Source organism: Aliivibrio sp. A6 (genome assembly GCF_028765505.1).
GTDB lineage: Bacteria > Pseudomonadota > Gammaproteobacteria > Enterobacterales > Vibrionaceae > Aliivibrio > Aliivibrio finisterrensis_A.
Genome location: NZ_JARACR010000023.1, coordinates 22172 through 46970, shown reverse-complemented (window position 1 = coordinate 46970; position 24799 = coordinate 22172). Strand labels below are relative to the sequence as shown.

The following is a 24799-nucleotide window of genomic DNA, read 5'->3' as shown; positions in this document are numbered from 1 at the left end:
ACACTTAATGGGGCTTTTATTCTAATTTAGGTTTTATACCAATCTACATAAGTATTTGATCATTCTTGCTAGTTAGATTGACATGAGATCATTTGATACCACTTCTCTGCATCTTGATATGTTTTCTCTACGGTTTTTGGAGAGAACCCAAGCAGTCGACTGGTTTGATCAATACTTTTCCAATCTCCTTTATCAATACCTTCATACAGCTCTAGCATAGAACCCAATAAGCCTTCTCTGAGCAAGATAGCTTGTTCTATTTCTCGAGCTAATGATAGCTGCTCTAAAACATCATCAATCTTACGATCGAGCAAGGCATCAAGTAGAGAGAATAATCCAACAATAAATGCTTGCTGTCCTGGAGTGCCATTTTGAATACGGCAAATCATCAACTCACAAAAACGCCCTTTCACTAAAGATTGTTTATACAATTCCTTGGGTTTATTGATCGCTGCATGCGCCGTCGCAATCAAGGTTACAAACATTTTTATTTGCTCTTCGCCAAGATAAACTAATGCTTGTTTAAATGATGAAATGGGGTTTTCAAGTCGTACTGATGCTGTATTTACAAACTTCAATAACTGATAAGATAAAGAGACGTCTTGCGCGATCAACTGCTCTATTCGAGAAAAATCCACTTCTTCACGACACACTTCTTGATATAGCTGCATCGTAAGAAGTTCTTCTGGTTTTACAACGCGGTTTTTTATGATCTCCGGTTTACTAAAAAAGTAACCCTGATAAAAATGGAAGCCGGCGTCAAATACCTGTTGAAACTCATCATTAGTCTCAACTTTTTCTGCTAAATAATGTTGCTTGCATCCCTGCTGCTTACGTTGTTTAACGTATTCACACGCCACATCAATGCCTAATTGCATAATGTCTAACTTAACGATGTGTGAATAGGGTAAAAATCGATCCCAAACGGCATCCAAACTAAAGTCATCTAACGCAATAATATAACCCATTCGATGCAAATGCTTAATCGCACTAAATAGCTCATCATTAGGAATGCAGGTTTCTAATACTTCGACAACAATTTTTCGCTTAGGAAATGCCGTCGGAACCAAAGATATTAATGACTCTTGGGGGAAATTTATAAAACTACGAGGAGATTCTAGCGCAGGGTTACAACCTGTCGACATAAAGTTTTCAACTAGTAGCCGACTCGTTGCTTGATTTGCTTCTATATTAGGAAACGCATTACTTTCACCGTCACGGAAAAGTAGTTCGTAGCCTATCGTTTGTTTCTTCCGACTCAGGATCGGTTGTCGGGCAACGTATGCATACATAACTTAAAAGCAATATCCTATTACAAGTACAAATGTCATAAAGATTATTATCGGCACAATCATCATATTCTTAAGAAAAAGAACGACAAATGGCAAGTTTATTTATACGCATGATAATCCAATAGCATAAGAAAAAACATACATTTGGTTAATTAACACCCAAGAAATAGACAGAATATGTGATTATGACAAGATAAAATAAATAAGAAGGTAGCGAATAAGAAAATTCACTCTTTTTCTTAAATAATAATAGAAGGGTAAGGTGCTCATTTCTCCTCCTCAAGAGAACTTAGTATATAATAATATCAACCCACTTATTTACTGTCATGTTGTGAGCCCAATGAACAAAATCGCCTTTACTCAAGAATCACATTATCTTGAAGCAATGCAAAAGCACGTCACACCATTTTGGGAAAGGCGTCAGCACGGCTTTTATCAAGGCGAAAAAGAAACGCAACTGCATTGGGTGAGTTTTACTAGCCCTGCGAACCGTAAAGCCATCATGGTGGTTAATGGTCGTATTGAAAGTGTTTATAAATACCAAGAACTGTTTTATGACCTATTTTGTCAAGGTTATGATATTTATTCTTTTGATCACCGTGGGCAGGGACTTTCTGATCGACTGACTACCAATCGCGATATCGGTCATATTGAAGAGTTTAATGATTACATTCTTGATCTAAACAGCATGACTCAGCACTTAATTGCGCCTGAAGATTACCAAGATTGCTATTTACTTGGCCACTCTATGGGCGGCGCAATTGTAACTCAATATGTGGAAACTCATTCACACCCATATTCCGCAGTAGCATTAAGCGCACCAATGCACGGTATTCATATTCAACCTTGGTTAAAACCCATTGCGGGTCCTATAAGTCGTTATTTAAGTCGCTGGGCCTCACAACCCTCTTATGCTTTAGGGCAAGCTCCCTACCATGCAAAACCCTTTTTAGATAACACATTAACCACCTGTGAAATTCGCTATCAATGGTTCCGTGAGTTATACGATCTAAAACCCGAACTTCAGATAGGTGGACCAAGTAATCACTGGGTAAATCAAAGTTTAAAAGGCTCAAAACTCTGCGTAGAACAAGCCGCTTCTTGCTCTGTCCCTGTGTTGTTACTTCAAGGAGAAAACGACCGTATTGTGGATAATAATGCGCATACTACTTTTCAAAAAAATGCCCCCGATTGCCAATTAATCACCATTAAAAATGCAAAACACGAACTGCTTTTTGAATCTGATGTTTGCCGAAATCAAGCGCTCTCAAATATTCTCGACTTCTTTCAGCAACATAGATCGCCATTAGAAGTGTGATGCCTAGCTAAAGTAAAAAGAGGAAAAGCAATATTATTATCTTTACCCTCTTTTTTCTTTATAAAGTGACGTAAACTGAACTCAGTTATTTTTGAATCTATTCTTTATTCCTGAGGCTTTATGATTACTATCGTTGCATCTGATCTTGACGGCACACTACTTACACCTGAGCATAAAATTGCAGACTTTACTAAAAAAACACTAAATAAACTGCACCAACAAGACCTTACTTTTATTTTTGCAACGGGCCGTCATCACATTGATGTCGGTAATATTCGTAAAGATGTCGGCATCCCGGCTTATATGATCACTTCTAACGGCGCTCGTGTTCATGATGCCGATGACAATCTTATTTACAGTAAAAATCTTCCTGAAGCTTTTATCCCACAAGTACTAAATCTATTAAAAGACGATGAATCTTTATCTATTCATATGTACTCAGACGATAAATGGTTTATGCATAAAGAAGACGAAAGCCTAAAAGATTTTCATGATAATGGATTCACTTACACCTTATTTGATGCAAATAACCCCCCTGTTGAGAATATCGCAAAAATCTTTGTAACCATGCCAGAGCATGACTACTTGGTAGAATATGAGACCAAGCTAAAAGCACAATTTGGTGATGAGCTAATGGTGGCTTTTTCTACGCCTTGGTGTTTAGAAGTAATGGCCGCTGAAGTATCTAAAGGTGCCGCATTAGAAGCGGTTGCTAAGTTACTTGGTAAAACGTTAGAGAACTGCATCGCTTTTGGTGATGGCATGAACGATTACGAAATGTTAAGCATGGCAGGCAAAGGGATTGTGATGGGAACATCGCATGAAAAAGTAAAAAAAGCCCTACCAAATAATGAAGTTATTGGCTCATCTGCAGATGAAGCGGTTGCTCATTACTTAGAAAATCTACTACTAAAATAAGCTTACAGGTTACTTGGCCTATCATAGGCCAAGTAGTTAACTATTATTTATTATTTATTTTTTCTTTGCTCTTGGATGCGCTTGGTCGTACGCTTGAGCAAGATGTTGAAAATCTAAATGGGTATAAATTTGCGTAGTAGAAATATTTTCATGCCCAAGTAATTCTTGAACAGCACGTAAATTACCACTCGACTCCAGCATATGTGTCGCAAATGAGTGACGTAATTTATGCGGACTAATATGACTATTGACTCCTTGTTTCATTCCCCACTCAGCCATTCGCTTTTGCACATTTCGATGCGAAATACGAACACCCAATTTAGAAACAAATAATCCGGTTTCTTCTGGTTTAGCGAGTTGATTTCGAACTTGCAACCAATGCCCTAACCACTCTTTCGCTTGACCCGAAAAAGGAACTTTACGTTCTTTATTCCCTTTACCAATCACTCGCAATTCACCTTGGCGTAATTGAATGTCACGAACATCAATACCCACTAATTCAGCCAAACGTAAACCGGCACCATACATCAATTCCATCATGGCACGATCTCGAATCGATAATGGGTCATCTTCGTTTACTTCGAGTAATTGCCCCATTTCATCAACATCGATATTTTTTGGTAATGGGCGTGACTTACGAGGTGCTGACACGCCTTTCGCAGGGTTAGCGGTTAATACATTACGTAATACCAAAAAATCAAAAAAACTGCGTAGTGAAGATAAACGCGTTGATAAGCTACTCGCTTTTAGCCCCTCACGCATGCCTTTACTGGTAATTTGACGCACCCAGCCCGCATCAACCTCTTGCCAAGATTCAACGCCCAGCTCAATCAATTGCTCGGCAATCGTGGTGAGTTGGCGTTTATAGCTGCGTTGGGTGTAAATACTTAGGCCTTTTTCGTTACGTAAGAACTCATAGAAGGCATCAAGGTGTTTGGAGTATTGAGCAGGTAATACATCACTCATGAGAAGATTTCGACCATTGCGTTAATAAATAATGAAACACACTAACCAGCTGCTCTAAAAACAACGTGTCCATATTTGGTTCAAAGTGACCGCCATCATGGCTAGCAAACGCAATAATCCCCATTGGCGTCGATTGTCCTAATGGAAGAACAGCAAATGAACCAAGTTCGGTACTTGAATGATTAAGCCCACCATAAGCCAATAACTTATCACGCTCTGCTTGGCGTAAACGCCCTAAATACGCAGAGTGTCCATTCAAAAACTTTTTACTAAAATTATCGAGTGCCATTTTCTCGATATGGTATTTAGGATGAGAATGCCCAATGATTTTTATGTGTGCGGTTAAATTAAGAGATAGTGCCTTTTGCTCAATCACTTTCGCTGCTTGAGAAAAATCTTCGCACATCAGTAATTGTTTTTGTACATTGGCAAAATCATGAAATAGACGATCGTTTTTTGCAGCCAATGACATCAGTTGAGTGATTTCTTCTTCTAAATCACCAATGCGATCACGCAATTTACTGACTTGAACTTCAACTAAAGACACCACGCCACGCTCAGGCGTATCGACTTTAATTCGTCCAAGTAACTCTGGATACTGCTGAAAAAAATCAGGGTGGTCCATTAAAAATTGAGCCACAACATCTTCCGTTATTTGTGTTGGTTGCGGCTCTATTGATGTCACTTTATTCATATTGATAATTGGCCATCATAAACATGTGTTGCAGGGCCTGTCATAAACAACGGGTAACCTGGGCCTTTCCATGAGATCTGCAAATCACCACCGGGCAGAGAGACGTTAACCTCTTCAGCTAATAATTCTTGCATGATACCAATAGCAACCGCGCCACACGCACCACTTCCACACGCTTGAGTTTCACCAGCACCGCGCTCATAAACTCGTAATTTCACTTCATTAGGTGACACGATTTCCATAAAGCCTGCATTCACACGCTCAGGGAAGCGATCATGACCTTCAACTAATGGTCCGTATTTATCAACGTCATAATTATCAACATCATCCACGACCGTCACACAGTGTGGATTACCCATGCTTACTGCTCCACAGAAAAGTGTTTTATCGTCTGCTCGTAATAAATAGGTTTTCTCAGCTTGAGTCGCTTTAAATGGAATTTTATTTGGCTCAAATACTGGTTCACCCATGTTTACCGTTATTTGATCATCATCTTCCACTTTTAAGGTCATCTTGCCTTTTTTGGTACTGACCGAAATACTGATTTTATTGGTTAAGCCTTTCATTCGTACAAAACGAGCAAAACAACGCGCACCATTGCCACACTGTTCTACTTCAGTGCCATCCGCGTTAAAAATTCGATAATGGAAATCAGTTTCTGGATCATAAGGGGCTTCAACCACCAAGAGCTGATCAAAACCGATACCACGGTTACGGTCGGCTAAGCGACGGATCAGATCTGGCGAAAAGAAAATATTTTGAGTTAAGCAATCAACAACCATAAAGTCATTGCCTAGCCCGTGCATTTTAGAAAAATGAAAGTGCATAGTTGTTCTTCTTATTTTTTCTTTTAGGTTGAATAGCAAAAGAGCAAGTCGCCTTAGGTTCCCTGCTCTTTAAATCTAAGTTAATTCGGTAAGATGGATTCTAGCTCCCAGAGTGAGTTTAACTCTTCTCTTTTACGAACAAGATGCACTTGCTCGCCATCCACCATAATTTCTGCTGCTCGCGTACGCGTATTATAGTTTGATGACATCACAAAACCATAGGCTCCAGACGAACGAACGGCAAGTAAGTCATCTGCTTCGAGAACTAAGTCACGATCTTTACCTAAGAAATCACCGGTTTCGCAAATAGGGCCAACTAAATCATAGCTTTGCGCTTCACCTTCACGAGGCGTTACCGGCACAATATCTTGCCACGCTTGATATAATGCAGGACGCATTAAGTCATTCATTGCCGCATCAATGATGGCAAAGTTTTTATGTTCTGTGTGTTTTAGGAACTCAACTTTAGTCACTAAAATACCGGCATTTGCAGCAATGGCACGACCCGGTTCAAAAATCAGCTCAAGATCTTCACGACCCGCTAAGCGACTTAATAATGCGGTTGCGTACTCTGATGGTTGTGGCGGTAATTCATCACGATAAACCACACCTAAACCACCACCCACATCAAGATGGCGAATATTGACACCTTGCGCTTTTAAATCATCAATTAAGGTAAGTAGACGATCGGTTGCGTCGATAAATGGGGCAATGTCAGTCAGCTGAGAACCAATATGGCAATCAATACCTTGGATATCTAGGTTCGATAAAGTTTGTGCAAATTTGTATACTTCAGGTGCGCGATCAAAGGCGATACCAAATTTATTATCACGCAAACCTGTTGAGATATACGGGTGTGTTTTTGCATCCACATCGGGATTAATACGTAATGAAATCGGCGCTATAACCCCCATTTCAGTAGCAACGGCATTTAAGCGCTCAAGCTCTGGTTCTGATTCCACATTAAAACATTTAATATTAAGTTCTAACGCACGACGCATTTCGTCAGCCGTTTTACCTACACCAGAGAAAACGACTTTTTTTGGGTCACCACCGGCTGCCACAACGCGCTCAAGCTCACCTTGAGACACAATATCAAAACCTGAGCCTAGACGGGCAAGTGCATTCAACACACCAATATTTGAGTTTGCTTTAACCGCATAGCACACAAGGTGAGGTTGCTCACCGACAGAGCTATCAAATGCATTCCAATGACGCTCTAATGTCGCGCGAGAATACACATACAATGGCGTGCCATACTGTTCTGCTAATTGTGCAACGGGTAACTCTTCAGCCCAAAGTTGTCCATCATCCTTATAATTGAAATAATCCAATGTCATCTTCCTTGTCTAGTTCAGTGTTTATTAGCCAGTGATTATTCAAATACACTGACTACAAATAAATTATTCTGCTACTTCTGTTTTTGGTGCTTCATCTGCTGGCATGTATAACGCCCCTGTTTGACCACAGCCAGCCAGTGTTAAGGCACTCAATAGCATTAACGCCATCACTCTTTTTTGCATAAGATTTTACCATTAGTGTTAATATCTGGTTATGCTCTCTATAATCGCACCACAGCCAAGAAAAGCAATAGGATAAACAAGATGAATAACACTGAATTTCACGAACTAGTCGATGAAAAACTGCAATTAATCGAAGATATGATCGATGATTCTGGTGCTGATATTGAACCAGTTATCACTGGAAACGTATTAACACTAGAGTTTGAAAACCGCAGCCAAATCGTAATTAACAAACAAGAACCAATGCACGAGATCTGGTTAGCGTCAAAATCTGGCGGCTTCCATTTTGCTTATACCGATGAGAAATGGACATGTTCTAAGACGGGCATGGAATTTATCGAGATGGTAAAAGAAGAGTGTCAGAAGCACGCAGACGAAGATATTGAGTGGGCTTAATCAAGACGCCTGCGGCTAAAGAAGAAAATAAATTTTCTAAAGACGGGCTTCGCCCTTGAGAGTAAAGCCCTTCTCCAGAGCTTTGCTCGTCTCAAGGCGAAGCCGCCCTCAAGCAGCTTGCTGCGTCTTATCCCTTAAGCTCCAATACCCGCATGACGCAGCATCGCATCCACTTGTGGCTCACGGCCACGGAAGCGTTTGAATAATTCCATAGGCTCTTCACTACCACCCATCTCAAGAATATTATTCAAGAAACTTTGGCCTGTTTCTGTATTGAAAATACCCTCTTCTTCAAAACGAGAGAACGCATCCGCTGATAATACTTCTGCCCATAGGTAGCTGTAATAACCCGCACCGTAACCACCTGCAAAGATATGGCTAAAGCTGTGAGAAAAACGGTTCCACTCAACACTTGGTAATACCGCGACTTTCGCTTTTACTTCAGCCAGCGTTTCTAATACTTTTGCACCTAAATCAGGATCGTAATTTGTGTGCAGCGTGAAATCGAACATGCCGAACTCTAGCTGACGCAAAATAAACATCGCTGATTGGAAGTTTTTCGCCGCAAGCATTTTATCTAGCATCTCTTTTGGTAGCGGCTCACCCGTCTCATAGTGACCAGAAATAAACGCCAATGCTTCTTCTTCATAACACCAGTTTTCTAAGAACTGACTTGGCAATTCAACCGCATCCCAAGGCACGCCATTGATACCAGACACTGACGCCACATCAATTTGCGTTAGCATGTGGTGAATACCGTGACCAAATTCGTGGAATAACGTCACGACTTCATCATGAGTAAACAGCGCTGGTTTACCACCAACAGGCTTACTGAAGTTACAGGTTAAGTACGCCACTGGCGTTTGCAGTTCACCATTTTCAGTAATACGACGCACACGACACTCGTCCATCCATGCGCCACCACGTTTGTGCTCACGTGCGTATAAATCTAAGTAAAAACTACCGCGTAAGGTATTGGTAGAATCAAAGATATCGAAGAAACGCACTGACTCATGCCATACATCAACACCCTCACGCTCAACTACCGTCATACCAAATACACGGTTCAATACTTCAAATAGACCTGACACGGCTTTTGATTCAGGGAAGTAAGGACGTAGTTCTTCATCAGAGATTTGGTACAGCTTTTGTTTTAGTTTTTCAGAGTAATAAGTCACATCCCACAGATCTAACTCATCAATATCAAACTCTTCTTTTACAAAAGCTTTTAACTCTTCAACTTCACGCTCACCTTGTGGTTTTGCTTTCGCAGCTAAGTCATTTAAGAAACCCAGTACTTGCGTTGGGCTTTCCGCCATTTTGGTTGCTAGTGACTTTTCACTGTAAGAAGCAAAACCTAATAGACGCGAGACTTCATGACGAAGTTGCAGCTCTTCAGAGATTAAATCTGTGTTATCCCACTTACCGGCGTTTGGACCGCGATCCGATGCACGAGTCACGAACGCTTCGTAAATTTCACGACGCAGTGGTTTATTATCAGCATAAGTCATGATTGGAATGTACGATGGCATTTCTAGTGTCAGTAACCAACCGTCTAATTCTTTCGCTTCTGCCGCGGCTTTTGCGGCTGCCATTGCTGATTCTGGTAACCCTGATAATTCCGCTTCATCAGTAATGTGTTTTGACCACCCCATGGTTGCATCAAGCACGTTATTGCTGAAGTTTGAGCTTAATTCTGAGGTACGCTTGCTGATGTCACCGTAGCGCTTTTGTTGATCTGCAGGTAATCCAATGCCTGATAATTCAAAATCACGCAGCTCATCCACGATTGTTTTTTTCTGAGCTTGAGACAGGGTTGCAAACGACTCGCTCTCTTTAATCGATTTATACGCCTCGTACAGTCCTTTGTTTTGACCAACCCACGTGCCGTACTCAGATAACGCAGGTAAACACGCTTCATACGCTTCACGCAGTGCTTCACTGTTTTGTACTGAGTTCAAATGACTTACTGGCGACCAAATACGACTAAGACGGTCATCAGTTTCAGCCAGAGGAACAATAATGCTGTCCCATGTAGGAGCTGCATCAGAAGCTAATACTTCTTCAATTTTTGCGCGACAATCGGCAATGGCTTGTTCTACCGCAGGCTGAATATGCTCAGGCTTAATTTGAGAAAACAGCGGTAAATCAGTAAAGGTAAGTAACGGGTTAGACATATTCATTCCTTTTCTATTTTTCGTTTTTAGGATCGGCTTATCCCTTAAAGATGGTGCTTAATGGATAAAATTTCAATGGCTGGTACAAGAGTACACACATTGAGCGATAAACTTGGGTATAATCATGTGATTCCAATAGTGAGAGTTCATCCATGCTAAGTTATCGTCACAGTTTTCATGCAGGCAACCATGCCGATGTGGTTAAGCACATTGTTCAAAGTCTTATCCTTAATTCATTAACGCAAAAAGATAAGCCATTTGTTTATCACGACACCCACTCAGGGGTTGGTCGTTACGATTTAACGCATGAATGGTCTGAAAAAACAGGCGAATACAAGCAAGGTATCGCACGCATTTGGGAGCAAACTGACCTTCCTGAAGAGATCACAAGCTACCTAAATGCCATCACTGAATTAAACGACGGTGAAGAATTGCGTTACTACCCAGGTTCACCCCGCGTTGGTCGTGCTCACCTGCGTCGTCAAGATCGCATGGTATTAACCGAGCTTCACCCTGCCGATCACCCTCTGCTTGAGCAAGAGTTTCATCGTGATCGCCAAGTGTCTATTTATAAAGAAGACGGTTTTGCACGACTAAAAGCAAGTCTTCCACCAAAAGAGCGCAGAGGATTAGTCTTAATCGACCCACCTTATGAGCTTGCAAAAGAATATTACGATGTAGTTAACGCTATTGGCCAAAGCCACAAACGTTGGGCAACAGGTATTTACGCGATTTGGTATCCAGTCGTTAACCGTCATGACATCGACGATATGATTAAGGGCCTTAAAAAATTAGACATCCGTAATATTCTGCAAATTGAGTTGGGGGTTTCTGCGGATACTAACGAGCGTGGTATGACAGCATCTGGCATGATCGTGATTAACCCACCGTGGAAATTAGAAAGCCAAATGAAAGAAATTTTGCCTTTCTTGAAAGAAGCAATTGCACCAGCAACAGGTCACTTTAAAGTCGAGTGGATTGTTCCGGAATAAGATCTAAGAATTCAGATCGGTCGCAAGCTCCCTTAAAGAGTTCAGAATAGGTAGCGGGAGGCGCTCACTCTCAACAAACACCTCTGAACTCTGCAAGCGAAGCGATCTGAATTCTCATAGCTTTTGAAACCTCGCAGACCTTGAAAAAGAAAAATTTGGTCGCATTTCATACATAGTATGTAAAAGAATTAAAAATTTATTGGAGAGAAAGTAATGGCTACGCATTTTGATTATATCTGTATCGGCGGTGGTTCTGGCGGTATCGCATCAGCAAACCGTGCGGCTATGCACGGCGCAAAAGTTGCTCTTATCGAAGCACAAGATCTTGGCGGTACGTGTGTAAACGTAGGTTGTGTTCCTAAAAAAGTAATGTGGCACGGCGCTCAAGTTGCTGAAGCGATTAACTTATACGCTGAAGATTACGGCTTTGATGTTGAACTGAAAAAATTCAACTGGGGCAAAATGATTGAAAGCCGCCAAGCGTACATTGGTCGTATTCATGAATCTTACGATCGCGTTCTTGGTAACAATAAAATCAATGTAATTAAAGGCTTTGCAAAGTTTGTTGACGCAAACACCGTTGAAGTGAATGGCGAACACTACACAGCAGATCATATCCTTATTGCTGTTGGCGGCCGTCCATCAATCCCAAATATTCCAGGTGCTGAGCACGGTATCGATTCAAACGGTTTCTTTGAACTGATGGAACAACCAAAACGTGTTGCGGTTATTGGTGCAGGTTACATCGCCGTTGAAATCGCGGGTGTTCTTCACTCTCTAGGCACTGAAACTCACCTGTTCTGTCGTAAAGAATCCCCTCTTCGTAGCTTTGATCCAATGATCATCGATACGTTAGTTGAAGTAATGAATACTGAAGGTCCAACACTTCATACTCACTCGGTACCAAAAGAAGTGGTTAAAGAAGCCGATGGTAGCCTAACGCTTCACCTAGAAAACGGTGAGACACAAAACGTTGATACCCTAATTTGGGCTATCGGTCGCCACCCTGCGACTGACGCTATCAACCTAGAAAAAACAGGCGTAGCTACTAACGATCGCGGTTACATCAAGGTTGATGAATACCAAGAGACTAACGTGAAAGGCATCTACTGTGTAGGTGACATCATGGAAGGCGGCATTGAGCTAACGCCTATCGCAGTTAAAGCGGGTCGTTTATTGTCTGAGCGTCTATTCAACGGTCAAACAAACGCAAAAATGGACTATTCATTAGTTCCTACTGTTGTGTTTAGCCATCCACCAATTGGCACGATTGGTCTTACTGAACAAGAAGCTGACGAGCAATACGGCAAAGACAACGTAAAAGTGTACACATCAGGCTTCACAGCGATGTACACAGCGGTAACTAAGCACCGTCAGCCTTGTAAGATGAAACTAGTATGTGCGGGCGAAGATGAAAAAGTTGTTGGCCTACACGGTATCGGTTTCACGGTTGATGAAATGATCCAAGGTTTTGCAGTTGCAATGAAGATGGGCGCAACTAAGGCTGATTTCGATGCCGTTGTGGCTATCCACCCAACAGGTTCTGAAGAATTTGTTACTATGAGATAGTCTATTTTTAGACTGTTTAAACGATAAAAACGCCGCCAATATTAACTATTGGCGGCGTTTTTTTGTTCTCTAATTCGTATTATAACTTAATGCGAGTGATCGTGATGATGGTGATGACCACAGCCACAAGTCGGTGCAGCAATCACACTTTGTAGGGGGTGAAACTCCATTTTTTCTTGCAGAGCTTCTGGTGTTAGTGAATTAATTAACTGCATGTTTTCCATATTTACGACATCTACATCGCCTAATTCACGCTGTGCTTTTGTTACCTCGATAAACTGACGGCTTAATGCTTCAGGTAACGTAAATTCACGAATTGCACATAATAAATTGGTTGCTGTATCTACTGCTATCATCGAAACAGACAATGTTTTATCTTCAGTCAATGTGAAGTAATCGTCAGGAATAGCCGCTGAGTTTAATTGCATCTCAAACGCTAAATCACCAAAGCTTGCCACAACCAAACAACCGCCATTATCAGAGGTAATGACACCAAGTTGCGCGCCAGTTTGACCTAAAATCGCCTGTTCATCAGCGGTGATATTACCAAGACCAACATAAAGCATATTTGGTAAATCATTACGGAACAACTCAAGCATTGCACCATCACCTTCTTGGAACGGGTGATCTGTAAACGTGTGTCCAACTTGAAATTGCGGAGTGTTGTGTTCAGCCATAATGATTACCTTCTATGCATTAACTCGATTTGATGAGACTAAGTGTAAGCTTTATTTGAAAAATGACTATCCCAGTAAAAAGCAAATGACTATTACGTGAGTGTAATAATGAAGGTAACCATCTAAAAATAAAGAAATTATGCAAGCTTTCAATATTCATACAATATAGCCACCTTTAAATTGACTTGGTAACCTAAAGATATAAAATATGCCAAACTTATAAAAATACACTTCCTCAATGAATAAGTCAGCTTTTCGGCTAGCGACTCTCCTTATTGGATTATTAAGCACACCAACCTATGCAAATGACATCGGCCATCTTTATTTTGGTGCAGAGCTTAGTATCAACAATGAAACCAAATTAAATGGCTTTTTAGTTCCTCTTAGCGAAGTCTCCGACATTGGTTACAACGCTCATTTAGGTTTTCTATTTCATACACACGAATTAGTACACTTAGGTATTGAAGCAGAATATCGCCAACTGGGACAAAGTAATCATTCAAATGTAATGATTTACAAAGGGTCTGCCACTTTTATAAATATAAAACCTAAATTTGTTAATTCAAATACACAACTTTACTCAGCGGTATTACTAGGGATAGGGAAAGTGGATTCTCATTTTCAAACCTATGACGCAACAATGAACTATCGCAGCACTGGCTATCAGTACGGTATTGAAGTTGGCTATGATTTCAAATCAGGGATCTCTTCCTTCCTCGGGTATAAAGCACTAAAAATCGATGAAAAGATCATTGAATTAACCAGTGCTGGCCCTTATGCCGGAATGAGCTACTCATTTTAATACCATAATAATAAGAAAAAACATGGCACTAGGTAGTACAGCAACAGATATTTTCTATCAATTAATGGATTATGACTCTGTACAAAAGCAAGACTATTTACAACAACTTAAAACCACCAACCCTGCACTCTATCAAGAATTATTACCCCTTCTTGAGCAAGAAGGGTCAGAGCAGGTAGCTGAACTGTTTCAATTTTCCATCCAAAAAACAGATCTTAATGATTGGGATTTTAGCAATCAAGTAGTTGATAAATACAAGCTTACTACTGAATTGGGCCGTGGCGGTATGGGAGTGGTTTATTCTGCGCATCGTGCTGATGACACCTTTGAGCAAGAATTAGCCATTAAATTCATTCAGCCTATGTTAAATAACGTATTAAGTAAGCATGCGCTTTTTGAAGAAGCGCAACTATTAGCACGCCTGAATCATCCTTATATTGCCAAGGTATTTGATGGTGGTCGATATGAAGAGTGTATCTATGTGGTTATGGAAAAGATTCATGGCTGCACATTAGATGCTTATCTTGCAAACACCATCCCATCGAAAAAACAAAAATTGACCTTATTTCAATGCATTTGTGAAGCGATTGAGCATGCACACCAACACCAAGTACTGCATGCGGATTTAAAGCCTGAAAATATTTTAATCGATGCACAACATGCACCCAAATTGATCGATTTCAACTTAACACAAAAAGTGCAACACCATACAAACCCAGAGCATTCTGCGATACTGGCTTACAGTGCTGATTACGCCAGCCCAGAGCAAATGGCCGGAGATTATCTAACACAACAGAGTGATGTCTTTTCTCTAGGTAAGATTTTAACCTTGTTGTTTCCAGATGAGCCACCACATTCCGATATTCTGACTGTACAGAACAAAGCAACCCAAAAAAAATTGGAATCACGCTATATTTCTGTTTTTGAGTTACTCCAAGACATTACAAAAGTCATAGAATACCGACCGCTCGCTGAGAAAAAATCGATACCATTTTACACTTTACGCTGCCTGTTAAGACGCCGACCGTTACAATCTTTTTTAGCGGCGACATTAATCGCATTAATCCTAAGTTTTTCTACAGTGCTCATTTTACAAAACCAAAAATTAGAACAAGAGAAACAAGTTGCCGAAAATATGATGTATGAGGTAACTCGTTTATTGTTTCATGCAAAAGGCACAGAAGCTGCACAGGTTTCTGTGGGATCAATCTTAGAACTGACTCGTCGCCGTATTCTATCAAATCCAGATTTGCCCACTCATATCAAACAAAAAATGTTACTAGCAATGATGACTCCCGTCCCCAAAAAAAATATGGAACAGCAAAGTAAAAAACAAAACAACCACTCATATTTAGAAGAATAAATCATGAAAAAAATGAAATGGATGCCATTTATACTCTTAAGTATCACGACTTCTAGTCATGCCAATTCAGGCATTAAGACCGGTTTTTTTATTGATTCACCTGTGACAGGCCTTTATTACGAGACCAGTTCTAATCTTTCCGGAGTCACTAGCAAGGGGGCTTTTGATTATCGCTCTGGTGATGTGGTGCGTTTTTTCTTAGGCAAAGACAATTCTGGATATTTAATTAGTACTCTATCAGCTCAAGAAGTGGTTACTCCAACTCTTGCCAGTACCACTCCGAGTAAGAGCATTAATCTTACACGTTTATTACTCTCATTAGACAGCACACCAAATAACCGTGATGAGATCACCTTAGCCAGTCGAGCATTATCCGATACGGATTTTCAACAACAACTAAAGCAGATAGATCTTTCTACGCTTGACCAGTCTGCACAACAATTAGATTTAGACCTCGTTTCTATCAAAGACGCGGTACATCACCTTAATCAAAGTCAAAGCTATATTGAAAAAAACTTCACCTCTAACGAAGTGATTTATCGCCCTTTAAATAAGCAGTTAGTCTCTGTTTATATTCAAAAACAAGACTGGAGAGGCCGTCGTTGCTATTACGACTTAAAATACAAAGATCACCCTAAATACTCACCACCATTAGGAAGAATAGAGTATTCGATCGGGACAGAATACCTCACACAATATCCAAGTATTGGAGATTACTTTAAAGGTTGTCAGTTAATAAAAGAAAAAGCCTTATCTCATGATCAAATCCCAATCCAAAAAGCTTTAGGTTGGGGAGGCCTTATTGCTTGTTCCGTCTCAGGTTGCACTCGTAGCGACCTGAATGGATTTAGTGTTGAGAATCGCCAAGATGAAGACAGTTGGAAGTATCGTTCTGTTGCTATGAACTTTGATCCTGAAACCCAACTATACATGAGTAAAACACAAGGATTAGGAAAGAATGAACATATTCAATACCTAAATAAAGGCGAGTCATTTGGTTTTGTTTATGAAAAGACAAAAGGAAGTACTATCGCCTTCGAAGGTGTTTGGCAGCAGACTCAATATGAAGGAGAAAAAATAACGCAATCTTGTCTACTGATTGAAAATAAAAGAATACTGACCACCCAATCAAAAAAAGAAATTTGTTCTACGAATAAAACGTCATATACAAACGACGTAACCGAGTGGTATGGGGATATGTGGTGGGTACAAAACCCAGAACCTTATGCCGAATTAGAACAAATGAATTTACTTGTTCGTTGGCATGAAAAAGGAAAAAAACCACAGTACACCTCCTGGGAATACCTTCCTGCCGGTGCGACATGGGATAAAGGCTTACTTTATCGCTACCAACAAGAGAAGCACAGATACCCTAATGGGTCAGAAGAGATGAATACTTTCCGGATCTCCGAGTTTAGAAAAATAACAGGACGAACATAATGGCAAACTCATCAGAATTAACTCAAATAATTCATCAGTGGCAATCAGGAAATAAAGAAGCAGAAAATCAATTATATCAATTTGCTTATTTACACTTGCGCCGCATCGCCAAGGAAGAACGTCTACGTAGTGCTGAAAAATACGGTGACAATAATCATGTCATCAATGACAGCATGAACAGCACAACGGCCTTAATTCATGATGCTTACATCAAATTATCCCATTCGGATTTGGAAGGTATAAGCTCAAAGCGTGAGTTTTTTCTCATGGTTGCTAAAATTATGCGCCAAATCCTGATCGATAATGCGCGTACTTTACAAGCCCAAAAACGCCAAAAGACCACCACTATAGAACAAGATAATGACCGCTTTGAGTTATTTGTCATCATGGATAAAGTGCTAGACAACTTTAGTATTCGATATCCTCGTCAATCGAACGTCATCAAACTCAAATATTTAATGGGCTTACACAATAAAGAAATTGGTTCACTCTTAGAGTGTAGCATTAGTTTGATTGAAAAAGATCTCAAATTCTCTCGTTGTTGGCTACAGTCAAGAATGGCATGAACCCATTACTTATCTCTTATTGTATCTCTTACTTTTTAGGTCTTTAAAATGGCTGTTCGTTTTTCATTACCGTCTATCTATTGGGTTAGTTTTGCCATTGTTTCACTCACAAGCGGCTGTTTTTTTATATGGGCCCGACGTCAATCACAGAAAAAAAACAAGAGACTAATGCAATTAAAAATGAAGAAAATCATAAAGATGAAGCCAGAAGCTCCAGCTGGCCTACTATAGGACAAGTACGCTCAAGCTCTGATGATATAATGACAAAAAAGAGAGAACAACAAGCATCAACACGACTGCCTATTACTACCTCTACAAATAAAGACAATACAGGTAAGGTGCCACTAGCCTCGTATTTAAGTGATGCTAATTCATCCACTACGGTCTCAACAGCGTTAGAAAATAAACCACCTTTTTCACAAGAAAATCAAAAACCAGACATAAATGAAAATATACAACAACGCCTTCAAGAACACTTAAACCATTGGGAGTTTATTGAATCAACACCTGTAAATTATGTATTTAATTTTCATGGATTATTTATTGACGCCGAGAGAGATTTTATTACTACTCGTGTCACTTTTTTCTCTGAGGGCTTAAGCCTAAAAAACCGAGGAGCGCTGCTCATTACCGGAATACCAAAACCAAGTGAGAAACCAAGCACTCTTATTATCTCCGCCAGAGATGAACAACATGGCGATAATGAAGAGGCTTGGGTTCACGTTAATTTTGATCTTCCAATACTCGGTGACGCTCCAATCACAGAGAAAAAACATCCTCTTTTAGATCAAATATGGTACCGATTAGAAAGCAGTTATTTCTTTTTAGATGAAGGGTTTGAGTATGAAACTGTTTATTGTGAAGCGTTTAAGTTTAGCGATAATCAGGCTTATTATGCCAAAAGTACCACAAAGCAAACCTGCCCTGACGCTGAAAAATTACAACAAATTGGCACCTATCATTTAGAAGAAAAAACACTGGTAGTGACTAGTAACCGCTCTGTATTTGATAACAATTTAATTTGGGATATCAAACATTCATACCTATCAACAAAGGGGAAAGGAGAAAGCCATTTAACCACCGTGTCCAGTGGTAAACACGTTGAAACATATACGCTATTAAAAGACAAAATAGCAATGGAGAGTCGCTTAAACATCACTACCGGACAGGAACAATATCAAATGGAAAAATTTGAATATCTCTTGCCTATACGGAATAACCAAGGTACTCCCATACAAAATAAATACACTTATTTACCGGTCACAGCAGGTATCTACATTTTTGATAATAGGGTAATTGATTCACTCTATTATCAGGCAGACTCTGATCTAAACATTAACTCTCAAACTCATGATATGAAGTGTGAAGACATCACTTACTTTTATCAAAGTTCCACAATGGGAGGACAAGGGGGATTCAGTGAAATTATATCGACCTCAATCGATATTCAAAATAACCACCCCATTGAATGTGAAATGAGAACCGACACAAGCATCAACAAAACCTTTGCATATTTAGATTTAGATTACGACGACTACCATGAATTTGTAGAAGGTGAAGTGTACAGCTACATTCTCAAACCAAAACCTGAATACGCTCATATGGTAGAAGAGCTTAAATTAAATTTGATTTATCACGACCCAAATAAATAAGACTAATAATAGAGACACTCATGATAAAAAAACGCATTCTTTCCATTACTATTCTTTTCGCCTTAACAGGGTGTAACGATGACCTATTGCTTGATACTGCACATCAAACCGTGCCGGCAATGCCAAACTCCATTATTTTTGATGATATTAACCATAATGGATTGCAAGATATTGACTCGGAACCAACATTAACTACAACGGATGCCAAGGGGCGATTCCGTCTATCTACTACCACTACATTACAAGGTGACCTCGCAGTTAAGTCGCAAGGTGGTATCTTAGTGTTACGCACCCCTAACGATGAAAAAATCATCTCATCACTGACGGATTTAGTCGTGATAGAGATGAATAAAGAGAGAAATCAAGCAAGAACAGCCAAAGAAGAAGTGATACTAAAGCAAAACGCAATAAATAAAGTTGGATCAGAATTAGGGATCGCAAACACAGAAAAAAGCCCCCTTTTCTCCCACTTTATCAATGAACAAAATAATGAACTCACAGATACTGCAGAGTATTTAACTGCAACTAAAATCAGTGACCCAATAGCCTATGAAAAGAATTCATTACTTATTGCATCAACCGCAAGTCAGTTAGCAAATAATCCTATTAAGTGCAGTATCACAGAACAAACTTTAAGTATTACCGCCGAGGGAGAGATAGTCTGCAACGCCCCGATTACTATCAACTCTAGCCTTGCAGCGCATTTACAACAGAGCTTACCAAGCCCAATGCAAGGCACAGCTTTTGAAGGATTCGATGCATCGCTTTTCGATTTATTTAATAACGATAACGATCTCGGTAGCAACAGTAACTCATCACCCATCACCCTTTATAGTCCGACCTTATCGGCGACGGGTATTACGGCAAGTATTCTATGGGGAAGCAACCTTAAATTATCATCGACTAACCTCGTTTCAGGTGGTGGAACACACCTTATCACCTTAATGATGGATGACATTGGGCTGAATTTAGGCACCCTTGATAACCCCAAAAGTAACTACGAAAAAGTCAGTACAACGAGTGTTACCTTTGAATTTACCATCTTAGAAGACGATAACAATATCAGCATCAATGTAGAGAGTTACGCTCGACTACAAAACACCATTGATCAGTGGCAATTATCTGTAGAAGAGCCTTTCAGTGCGACCCTTGCTTTAGATTCATTATTTAATGACCCAACCGATACCTTTAGCCATGTTGAGCTAAAACACATTGATATTCATGGCCTTGACTCTTTTGACCAAAACACCTCATCAATGACTATTGAGGGAACGCCTTTATATGCGGCCGAAGCAGGGAAAGCCCTGATTATTTCAGGAGTAGATAAACAAGGTGAGCATGTTGACGCCATTTTTTCTCTTCCAGAAGTAAAGTCAAATTACTTACCACCAGAAATAGAATACGGTGCTAATCTTGAAGATCGCTTTATTTATATCAAACCCATTGAATCGTTAAGAGATGACTCAGGAAATCACCTTGGATCGGGCGTGGTGTGTGAAATTCGCTACTTTAACTCTCTTGATTCGAGCCTGTATTCTTACGCCCGCATCTTAGAAAGTTATAGTGAGTGTCCTGTTTTTCCAGACGGCACTATCCCAAGTGAAAGTAATGGGTTTGAGAATTATGGTCAATATACGCGAGAGCAGCCCTCAAACCGCATTACTTTTGAGCTAGAAGAGGATGGTGAATTTATGACAATAACTTATCAAGCCCAAGAGATATCCACTAATGGTGAGCCACATTTACTGATGCATAATAGCGAAAGTATGGGCAATGAGAGTATGTATAGCCTCAATACTGGCTATTTATCCACTGAAATCATTAATTCGGTGCTCGTTAACCCGCTCGATACGGACATTAACAGTCAGGTGAGTTTTTTAGATGATGATGCTCAACCACAGCAATTAAGCGTAACGGCCTCTATTCCCTCTAGAGTACCAGCTGGCGAAACGGGCAGTGCTGATGCTAATTTAATTTTACATAATATGACATGTGACCAAGCAACCAGTATCTATTCATTTACCGCTGACTATTCCATTGCGGGTAATCCGATGATGTGGGATTTAGATACTACATATGAGGATAAAGGGGACGATTGTAATGTGGATTTCTCAAGCCAATCACGACTCTCTTCAGCTATTCATACTTTGTATGGCGAAGTAAATACACCATACGCGGCAAAATATGAAGAGATATCCTTTAGTTTTAATAACTTAAAAGATTAATCTACGCGAACTTCATTGCTGTAATATAACAAACCCCGATGCCATATTGGGGTTTGTTTTATCATCTAACGCCCCTCTGATACTTTCTCCATTAACCCTCAATGACTTTAAGAATAAAATTTTAATAATTTTTACGGTTTTTTTTCTATTTTCCGTATCTTGAAATGAAAGTCAGCCAAGCGTAAAACACGCGCATAAATAAAAAGTCAATTATATGGCTTATTCATATTATTAAAGGTGAGAATTGGCTAGTTCTCATTTCAAAAAGGATTATTGAAAATGAAAAAAATAAGTTTACTTGCAGCGTCAGTGGCATTCGCGTTAATGGGCTGTGGCGGCTCAGATGGTGGTTCAAATAGCGACTCAGATACAACAGCTAAGGCTCAAAAACCAAGTATTGCTGTACCAACAAAAGGCGAATTTATTGATGCTAAGGTTATTGGATTAGATTACGTTTCTGGTTCATTAAATGAACAAAAAACAGATGCAACTGGTGGCTACACGATTGACCCAAGCAATCCTGAAGTGTCTTTCTACCTTGGTGGTAAAGAAACTGGCTTATTCATTGGTTCAGTTTCTGGTCGTCACATCACAACCCCATTTGAAGCGGCAGGCACACACCAGCGTGCAGTAAACTTAGCGAGATTATTACTAACGATTGGTGAAGGGACAAGTACTTTAATTAACTCAGGGCAAGCAGAACTGATTACTGCAATAACGTTACCTACAGATTTCTCTGCTGCCGCTGATAAATTAAAAAAAGCCACGCTTGATAATGAAGTTTCTCTGCTTGCGATCGCAACAGCACTAGATTCTTCTGTAACTACATTAGTAACAGAAGAAAACGCCACAACGCATATGAATGCATCGTTAGCTAATATTAAGCGTGGTTCTGCTGTTAACCTGTCTCATTGGTCTCGCGGTTCAAACTGGACATTTGTACAACGTAGTTCATCATTACGAGCAACTGCGGGTACTGAAGGTGAAGTACTGTCTTCTGTTATTCATTTAGATACCACTAACGAAGCTGCAACGTTTGATGAAACATCAAGTATGATTCTTACATTAAACAAAGATAATTTAATTATCCGAGCGGGTAGTAACGATACCTCAATGAGTGGGAAAAAAGCTGCTGAGTACTTAACTTGTACTATTGATAATAAAGGTAGCTACTCTATACGTGAAATTGATGATAATGATATACCGTATTGTAATGATATGGAAATACCTCGAGTTCCAACTAGTTCTGATGGCAATATCACAGAATACGTAGCAGATGGAAGCTTTAGTGATTATTCTAAATACAATCCTAATTATCAATACTCTCTAACCAATCCAACAACCACTCAAAAGACAGACGAAAACATGTCTTGGAGTGAGTTAGCAGAAATGGGCGGTGCATTTGAGTGTATGACAGCAAGTAACTGCTCTGAACAGTCTCTAAGTAAATTCGAAATAGTAATACGAGACGATAATACCGACGGCTACCATGGCGACGAGCCAAAATGGCAAAAAGAAATTTTATCCGGCTCTTACGATCCAATCACTGATGTTTACATCCAAAGTCGCCGTAAGATTGATGTTGAGGATAATAATGGAAAATACGAAAATGGTCGCATCAGCGAATCTATCGTTTTCCTATATCCAGTAGAAGCACCAGGCCAAGATCGTTATGTTGATTTCATTGGCACATGGGAAGCTCGTGAATTATGTGGCAGCAATGTTGCTATTGCTAAAATGACATTCACAACAACTGGCTTAACGATGACAGGTCAAGAATGTAATGGCGGTAGTATTTCTGAGGACCTAAATGAAACCTACGCATATAAAGACCTACCGAAAGATTTATGGTGGTTTGGTACAAATGCTGCTGGCGTATCAAAAGCAACGCTTGATCAACTAAACAGCACCGTTCGTTGGAATGATAGCGATAACGGCATCAAAATCAACCGCTTCACTTATATCCCTGCTGGCGCAAACTGGGATAAAGGCTTGTTGATTCGTGATACTTTAAATTTAGATGGCACTAAGAAATCGACCATCACAATGAAGAAAGTTAACTAATTCTTAATTTCATCGAACCTGATTAACAAAAAACCCCAGCGCACGCTGGGGTTTCTTTTATCTACAAACTCAAACGGTTAAAAACCATGTCTACCCGCGTGGCTTAAACTCCAACACCGGAGCCTTCTCACCGTCATTCACATCTTTTGGATTATTGATAACCAAAAAATCCAATGCGCGTCCTGTTGGACTTAATAACGCTAACTCTTCTTTATGCTCATCTTCCAAGCAAATATTCAGAGTTATATTTGAAAGTGCTTTTACCCCAAACTCATCTTCTAATGTTTCTAATGCTTCTTGTAGATTTTCCGCCAGAGACTTACTGTCCCAACGACCTTTAAATTGGATTTCCAACGACTTTATCCTCTGCTTTTTTCGTACACATCACATTCAACATGGATGCATTTTTTAATTCTCTTGTTGCACCGTCTTTAAAGAGACCTAAATTATCAGCGCCCCAATAAGGTAATAATATTGGCCATTTATCTTCTTTCATGATGTTGGAATCAATCACTATTTGCCATTGTTCTTTTGATACTAAATTCATATCTATACGCTGACAAATCTCTTGGCTGCCTTTTGAGCTTGCTCGCAGCCAAGGTTGAGAATCTTCCATATAAAAACCATAATCATCACTCTGAATAAATGGCACTGCAAATTGCTCGCCATTAATAATGACTTGTTTGCGAATAGTAACAGGATCAGGTGTTGGCTCAACGGCTATTTTAGGTAATTCACTTTTTTCAGCTTTCAACGCCATCTTAGGCAACGAAGAGAGTGTGACTTCTCTTAATGCTGACTGCCTAAATAGTGGATCTTTTTGTAATGCTTTTAATTGCTTTTTAGCGACCGAAAAATCGTTATACGGCCCGATTAAACACCGCTTACCTTTACTTTCTTCTTTCATGTTTATTGGTGCGTCAACTTTCGATTGGATTCTACTCACCTTCTTAGCGCCAAGTGATTTACTAAATACGCCACATTGGATCCAAAACTCACTCTCACCTTGTGCTAATTTTGCACCTTGATTACCCCAAAGTGCTTCTCCAATAGGGCAAGAATCAGGCAAATAACCCGATGTGGAACAAACAGAAGTGAGCGCACTATTATTGCTCTCAAGATACTGAGTTAACTCATCAGCCGCCTTGGCTTGAGATATTGTCGCCAATAACATTAACGGCATTACTAACGTATTTGTTTTTTTAACGATTGCCATTATGGAAGCACCTTAAAAGAAATGTATCTATTAATGTTAGCAAAAAGTCAGTTGAAAATCTGAGATTCTACTGTGTATTTTTGTTTAAAAATCACGCTTATTTTCAAAATATAAACGCAATT

General features: G+C 39.8%; 22 protein-coding genes. 12 read left to right on the top strand and 10 right to left on the bottom strand.

Annotation, left to right across the window (positions count from 1 at the left end):
• Positions 1-68 precede the first annotated feature (68 nt).
• Complete coding sequence (locus PVK70_RS13660; RefSeq protein ID WP_130048573.1) at positions 69-1292, bottom strand: EAL and HDOD domain-containing protein; 1224 nt, start codon at positions 1290-1292, stop codon at positions 69-71.
• A 340-nt stretch (positions 1293-1632) separates the two neighbouring features.
• On the opposite strand from PVK70_RS13660, the gene PVK70_RS13655 reads away from it, so the two are divergent.
• Together PVK70_RS13655 and PVK70_RS13650 are read left to right on the top strand one after the other, a co-directional pair.
• Positions 1633-2610, top strand: coding sequence for an alpha/beta fold hydrolase (locus PVK70_RS13655; RefSeq protein WP_130048574.1), 978 nt, complete (start codon positions 1633-1635; stop codon positions 2608-2610).
• 120 nt (positions 2611-2730) lie between these two features.
• Positions 2731-3528, top strand: coding sequence for a Cof-type HAD-IIB family hydrolase (locus PVK70_RS13650; protein ID WP_130048575.1), 798 nt, complete (start codon positions 2731-2733; stop codon positions 3526-3528).
• 54 nt (positions 3529-3582) lie between these two features.
• Here PVK70_RS13650 and xerC read toward each other — a convergent pair whose 3' ends face one another.
• The 5 genes from xerC to lptM all read right to left on the bottom strand — a co-directional run bounded on the left by xerC (position 3583) and on the right by lptM (position 7538).
• Positions 3583-4494 (bottom strand): tyrosine recombinase XerC, encoded by a 912-nt coding sequence (gene xerC / locus PVK70_RS13645; RefSeq protein ID WP_130048576.1) that lies wholly within the window; start codon positions 4492-4494, stop codon positions 3583-3585.
• Positions 4487-5188, bottom strand: a complete 702-nt coding sequence (locus tag PVK70_RS13640) for a DUF484 family protein (RefSeq protein ID WP_130048577.1) — start codon at positions 5186-5188, stop codon at positions 4487-4489. Before PVK70_RS13640 ends, xerC begins: the two co-directional genes overlap by 8 nt.
• Positions 5185-6015: a diaminopimelate epimerase gene (dapF, locus tag PVK70_RS13635; protein WP_130048578.1), complete on the bottom strand. Its 831-nt coding sequence runs from the start codon at positions 6013-6015 to the stop codon at positions 5185-5187. Before dapF ends, PVK70_RS13640 begins: the two co-directional genes overlap by 4 nt.
• An 80-nt stretch (positions 6016-6095) precedes the next feature.
• Positions 6096-7349: a diaminopimelate decarboxylase gene (gene lysA / locus PVK70_RS13630; RefSeq protein WP_130048579.1), complete on the bottom strand. Its 1254-nt coding sequence runs from the start codon at positions 7347-7349 to the stop codon at positions 6096-6098.
• 69 nt (positions 7350-7418) lie between these two features.
• The gene (gene lptM / locus PVK70_RS13625) at positions 7419-7538 is read right to left on the bottom strand and encodes an LPS translocon maturation chaperone LptM (RefSeq protein ID WP_130045666.1); all 120 of its coding nucleotides are present in this window, start codon (positions 7536-7538) and stop codon (positions 7419-7421) included.
• 81 nt (positions 7539-7619) lie between these two features.
• Here lptM and cyaY point away from each other — a divergent pair, with 81 nt between their 5' ends.
• Positions 7620-7934: an iron donor protein CyaY gene (cyaY, locus tag PVK70_RS13620; RefSeq protein ID WP_130048580.1), complete on the top strand. Its 315-nt coding sequence runs from the start codon at positions 7620-7622 to the stop codon at positions 7932-7934.
• A 134-nt stretch (positions 7935-8068) separates the two neighbouring features.
• Here cyaY and prlC read toward each other — a convergent pair whose 3' ends face one another.
• Positions 8069-10111, bottom strand: coding sequence for an oligopeptidase A (gene prlC, locus PVK70_RS13615; RefSeq protein WP_130048581.1), 2043 nt, complete (start codon positions 10109-10111; stop codon positions 8069-8071).
• Positions 10112-10263: 152 nt separating this feature from the next.
• Between prlC and PVK70_RS13610 the strand changes: the two genes are divergently transcribed.
• Together PVK70_RS13610 and gorA are read left to right on the top strand one after the other, a co-directional pair.
• Entirely contained in the window at positions 10264-11103 is an 840-nt protein-coding gene (locus PVK70_RS13610; RefSeq protein ID WP_130048582.1) for a 23S rRNA (adenine(2030)-N(6))-methyltransferase RlmJ, read from the top strand.
• Positions 11104-11316: 213 nt separating this feature from the next.
• Positions 11317-12672 carry a glutathione-disulfide reductase gene (gorA, locus tag PVK70_RS13605; protein WP_130045662.1) on the top strand — a complete coding sequence of 452 codons (1356 nt, stop codon included), beginning with the start codon at positions 11317-11319 and terminating at the stop codon, positions 12670-12672.
• Between the two features lie 86 nt (positions 12673-12758).
• Here gorA and PVK70_RS13600 read toward each other — a convergent pair whose 3' ends face one another.
• Positions 12759-13349 carry a hypothetical protein gene (locus tag PVK70_RS13600; protein ID WP_130048583.1) on the bottom strand — a complete coding sequence of 197 codons (591 nt, stop codon included), beginning with the start codon at positions 13347-13349 and terminating at the stop codon, positions 12759-12761.
• 238 nt (positions 13350-13587) lie between these two features.
• On the opposite strand from PVK70_RS13600, the gene PVK70_RS13595 reads away from it, so the two are divergent.
• The 7 genes from PVK70_RS13595 (at position 13588) to PVK70_RS13565 (ending at position 23461) form a co-directional block, all read left to right on the top strand.
• Positions 13588-14151: an outer membrane beta-barrel protein gene (locus PVK70_RS13595; protein ID WP_130048584.1), complete on the top strand. Its 564-nt coding sequence runs from the start codon at positions 13588-13590 to the stop codon at positions 14149-14151.
• 22 nt (positions 14152-14173) lie between these two features.
• Positions 14174-15514, top strand: coding sequence for a serine/threonine protein kinase (locus PVK70_RS13590; RefSeq protein ID WP_130048585.1), 1341 nt, complete (start codon positions 14174-14176; stop codon positions 15512-15514).
• Between the two features lie 3 nt (positions 15515-15517).
• Positions 15518-16954 (top strand): chromosome partitioning protein ParA, encoded by a 1437-nt coding sequence (locus PVK70_RS13585; protein WP_242504798.1) that lies wholly within the window; start codon positions 15518-15520, stop codon positions 16952-16954.
• Positions 16954-17520 carry an ECF-type sigma factor gene (locus PVK70_RS13580; protein ID WP_130048586.1) on the top strand — a complete coding sequence of 189 codons (567 nt, stop codon included), beginning with the start codon at positions 16954-16956 and terminating at the stop codon, positions 17518-17520. The genes PVK70_RS13585 and PVK70_RS13580 overlap by 1 nt, the downstream gene beginning before the upstream one ends.
• A gap of 128 nt (positions 17521-17648) precedes the next feature.
• Positions 17649-19172, top strand: a complete 1524-nt coding sequence (locus tag PVK70_RS13575) for a hypothetical protein (RefSeq protein WP_130048587.1) — start codon at positions 17649-17651, stop codon at positions 19170-19172.
• A 20-nt stretch (positions 19173-19192) separates the two neighbouring features.
• Entirely contained in the window at positions 19193-21397 is a 2205-nt protein-coding gene (locus PVK70_RS13570) for a hypothetical protein (protein ID WP_130048588.1), read from the top strand.
• Between the two features lie 279 nt (positions 21398-21676).
• Positions 21677-23461, top strand: coding sequence for a hypothetical protein (locus PVK70_RS13565; protein WP_130048589.1), 1785 nt, complete (start codon positions 21677-21679; stop codon positions 23459-23461).
• A gap of 90 nt (positions 23462-23551) precedes the next feature.
• Here the strand turns inward: PVK70_RS13565 and PVK70_RS13560 are convergent, their stop codons facing one another.
• Both PVK70_RS13560 and PVK70_RS13555 read right to left on the bottom strand, forming a co-directional pair.
• Positions 23552-23815, bottom strand: coding sequence for a hypothetical protein (locus PVK70_RS13560; protein ID WP_151655712.1), 264 nt, complete (start codon positions 23813-23815; stop codon positions 23552-23554).
• Positions 23799-24677, bottom strand: coding sequence for an SPOR domain-containing protein (locus PVK70_RS13555; protein WP_130048590.1), 879 nt, complete (start codon positions 24675-24677; stop codon positions 23799-23801). The genes PVK70_RS13560 and PVK70_RS13555 overlap by 17 nt, the downstream gene beginning before the upstream one ends.
• Between the last annotated feature and the right edge of the window lie 122 nt (positions 24678-24799).

Excerpts from the sequence above, each read along its gene's own strand:
- PVK70_RS13660 (WP_130048573.1), bottom strand. The coding sequence starts at position 1,292 with ATGTATGCATACGTTGCCCGACAACCGATCCTGAGTCGGAAGAAACAA.
- PVK70_RS13655 (WP_130048574.1), top strand. The coding sequence starts at position 1,633 with ATGAACAAAATCGCCTTTACTCAAGAATCACATTATCTTGAAGCAATG.
- PVK70_RS13650 (WP_130048575.1), top strand. The coding sequence starts at position 2,731 with ATGATTACTATCGTTGCATCTGATCTTGACGGCACACTACTTACACCT.
- xerC (WP_130048576.1), bottom strand. The coding sequence starts at position 4,494 with ATGAGTGATGTATTACCTGCTCAATACTCCAAACACCTTGATGCCTTC.
- PVK70_RS13640 (WP_130048577.1), bottom strand. The coding sequence starts at position 5,188 with ATGAATAAAGTGACATCAATAGAGCCGCAACCAACACAAATAACGGAA.
- dapF (WP_130048578.1), bottom strand. The coding sequence starts at position 6,015 with ATGCACTTTCATTTTTCTAAAATGCACGGGCTAGGCAATGACTTTATG.
- lptM (WP_130045666.1), bottom strand. The coding sequence starts at position 7,538 with ATGCAAAAAAGAGTGATGGCGTTAATGCTATTGAGTGCCTTAACACTG.
- cyaY (WP_130048580.1), top strand. The coding sequence starts at position 7,620 with ATGAATAACACTGAATTTCACGAACTAGTCGATGAAAAACTGCAATTA.
- prlC (WP_130048581.1), bottom strand. The coding sequence starts at position 10,111 with ATGTCTAACCCGTTACTTACCTTTACTGATTTACCGCTGTTTTCTCAA.
- PVK70_RS13610 (WP_130048582.1), top strand. The coding sequence starts at position 10,264 with ATGCTAAGTTATCGTCACAGTTTTCATGCAGGCAACCATGCCGATGTG.
- gorA (WP_130045662.1), top strand. The coding sequence starts at position 11,317 with ATGGCTACGCATTTTGATTATATCTGTATCGGCGGTGGTTCTGGCGGT.
- PVK70_RS13600 (WP_130048583.1), bottom strand. The coding sequence starts at position 13,349 with ATGGCTGAACACAACACTCCGCAATTTCAAGTTGGACACACGTTTACA.
- PVK70_RS13595 (WP_130048584.1), top strand. The coding sequence starts at position 13,588 with ATGAATAAGTCAGCTTTTCGGCTAGCGACTCTCCTTATTGGATTATTA.
- PVK70_RS13590 (WP_130048585.1), top strand. The coding sequence starts at position 14,174 with ATGGCACTAGGTAGTACAGCAACAGATATTTTCTATCAATTAATGGAT.
- PVK70_RS13585 (WP_242504798.1), top strand. The coding sequence starts at position 15,518 with ATGAAAAAAATGAAATGGATGCCATTTATACTCTTAAGTATCACGACT.
- PVK70_RS13580 (WP_130048586.1), top strand. The coding sequence starts at position 16,954 with ATGGCAAACTCATCAGAATTAACTCAAATAATTCATCAGTGGCAATCA.
- PVK70_RS13575 (WP_130048587.1), top strand. The coding sequence starts at position 17,649 with ATGGGCCCGACGTCAATCACAGAAAAAAAACAAGAGACTAATGCAATT.
- PVK70_RS13570 (WP_130048588.1), top strand. The coding sequence starts at position 19,193 with ATGATAAAAAAACGCATTCTTTCCATTACTATTCTTTTCGCCTTAACA.
- PVK70_RS13565 (WP_130048589.1), top strand. The coding sequence starts at position 21,677 with ATGAAAAAAATAAGTTTACTTGCAGCGTCAGTGGCATTCGCGTTAATG.
- PVK70_RS13555 (WP_130048590.1), bottom strand. The coding sequence starts at position 24,677 with ATGGCAATCGTTAAAAAAACAAATACGTTAGTAATGCCGTTAATGTTA.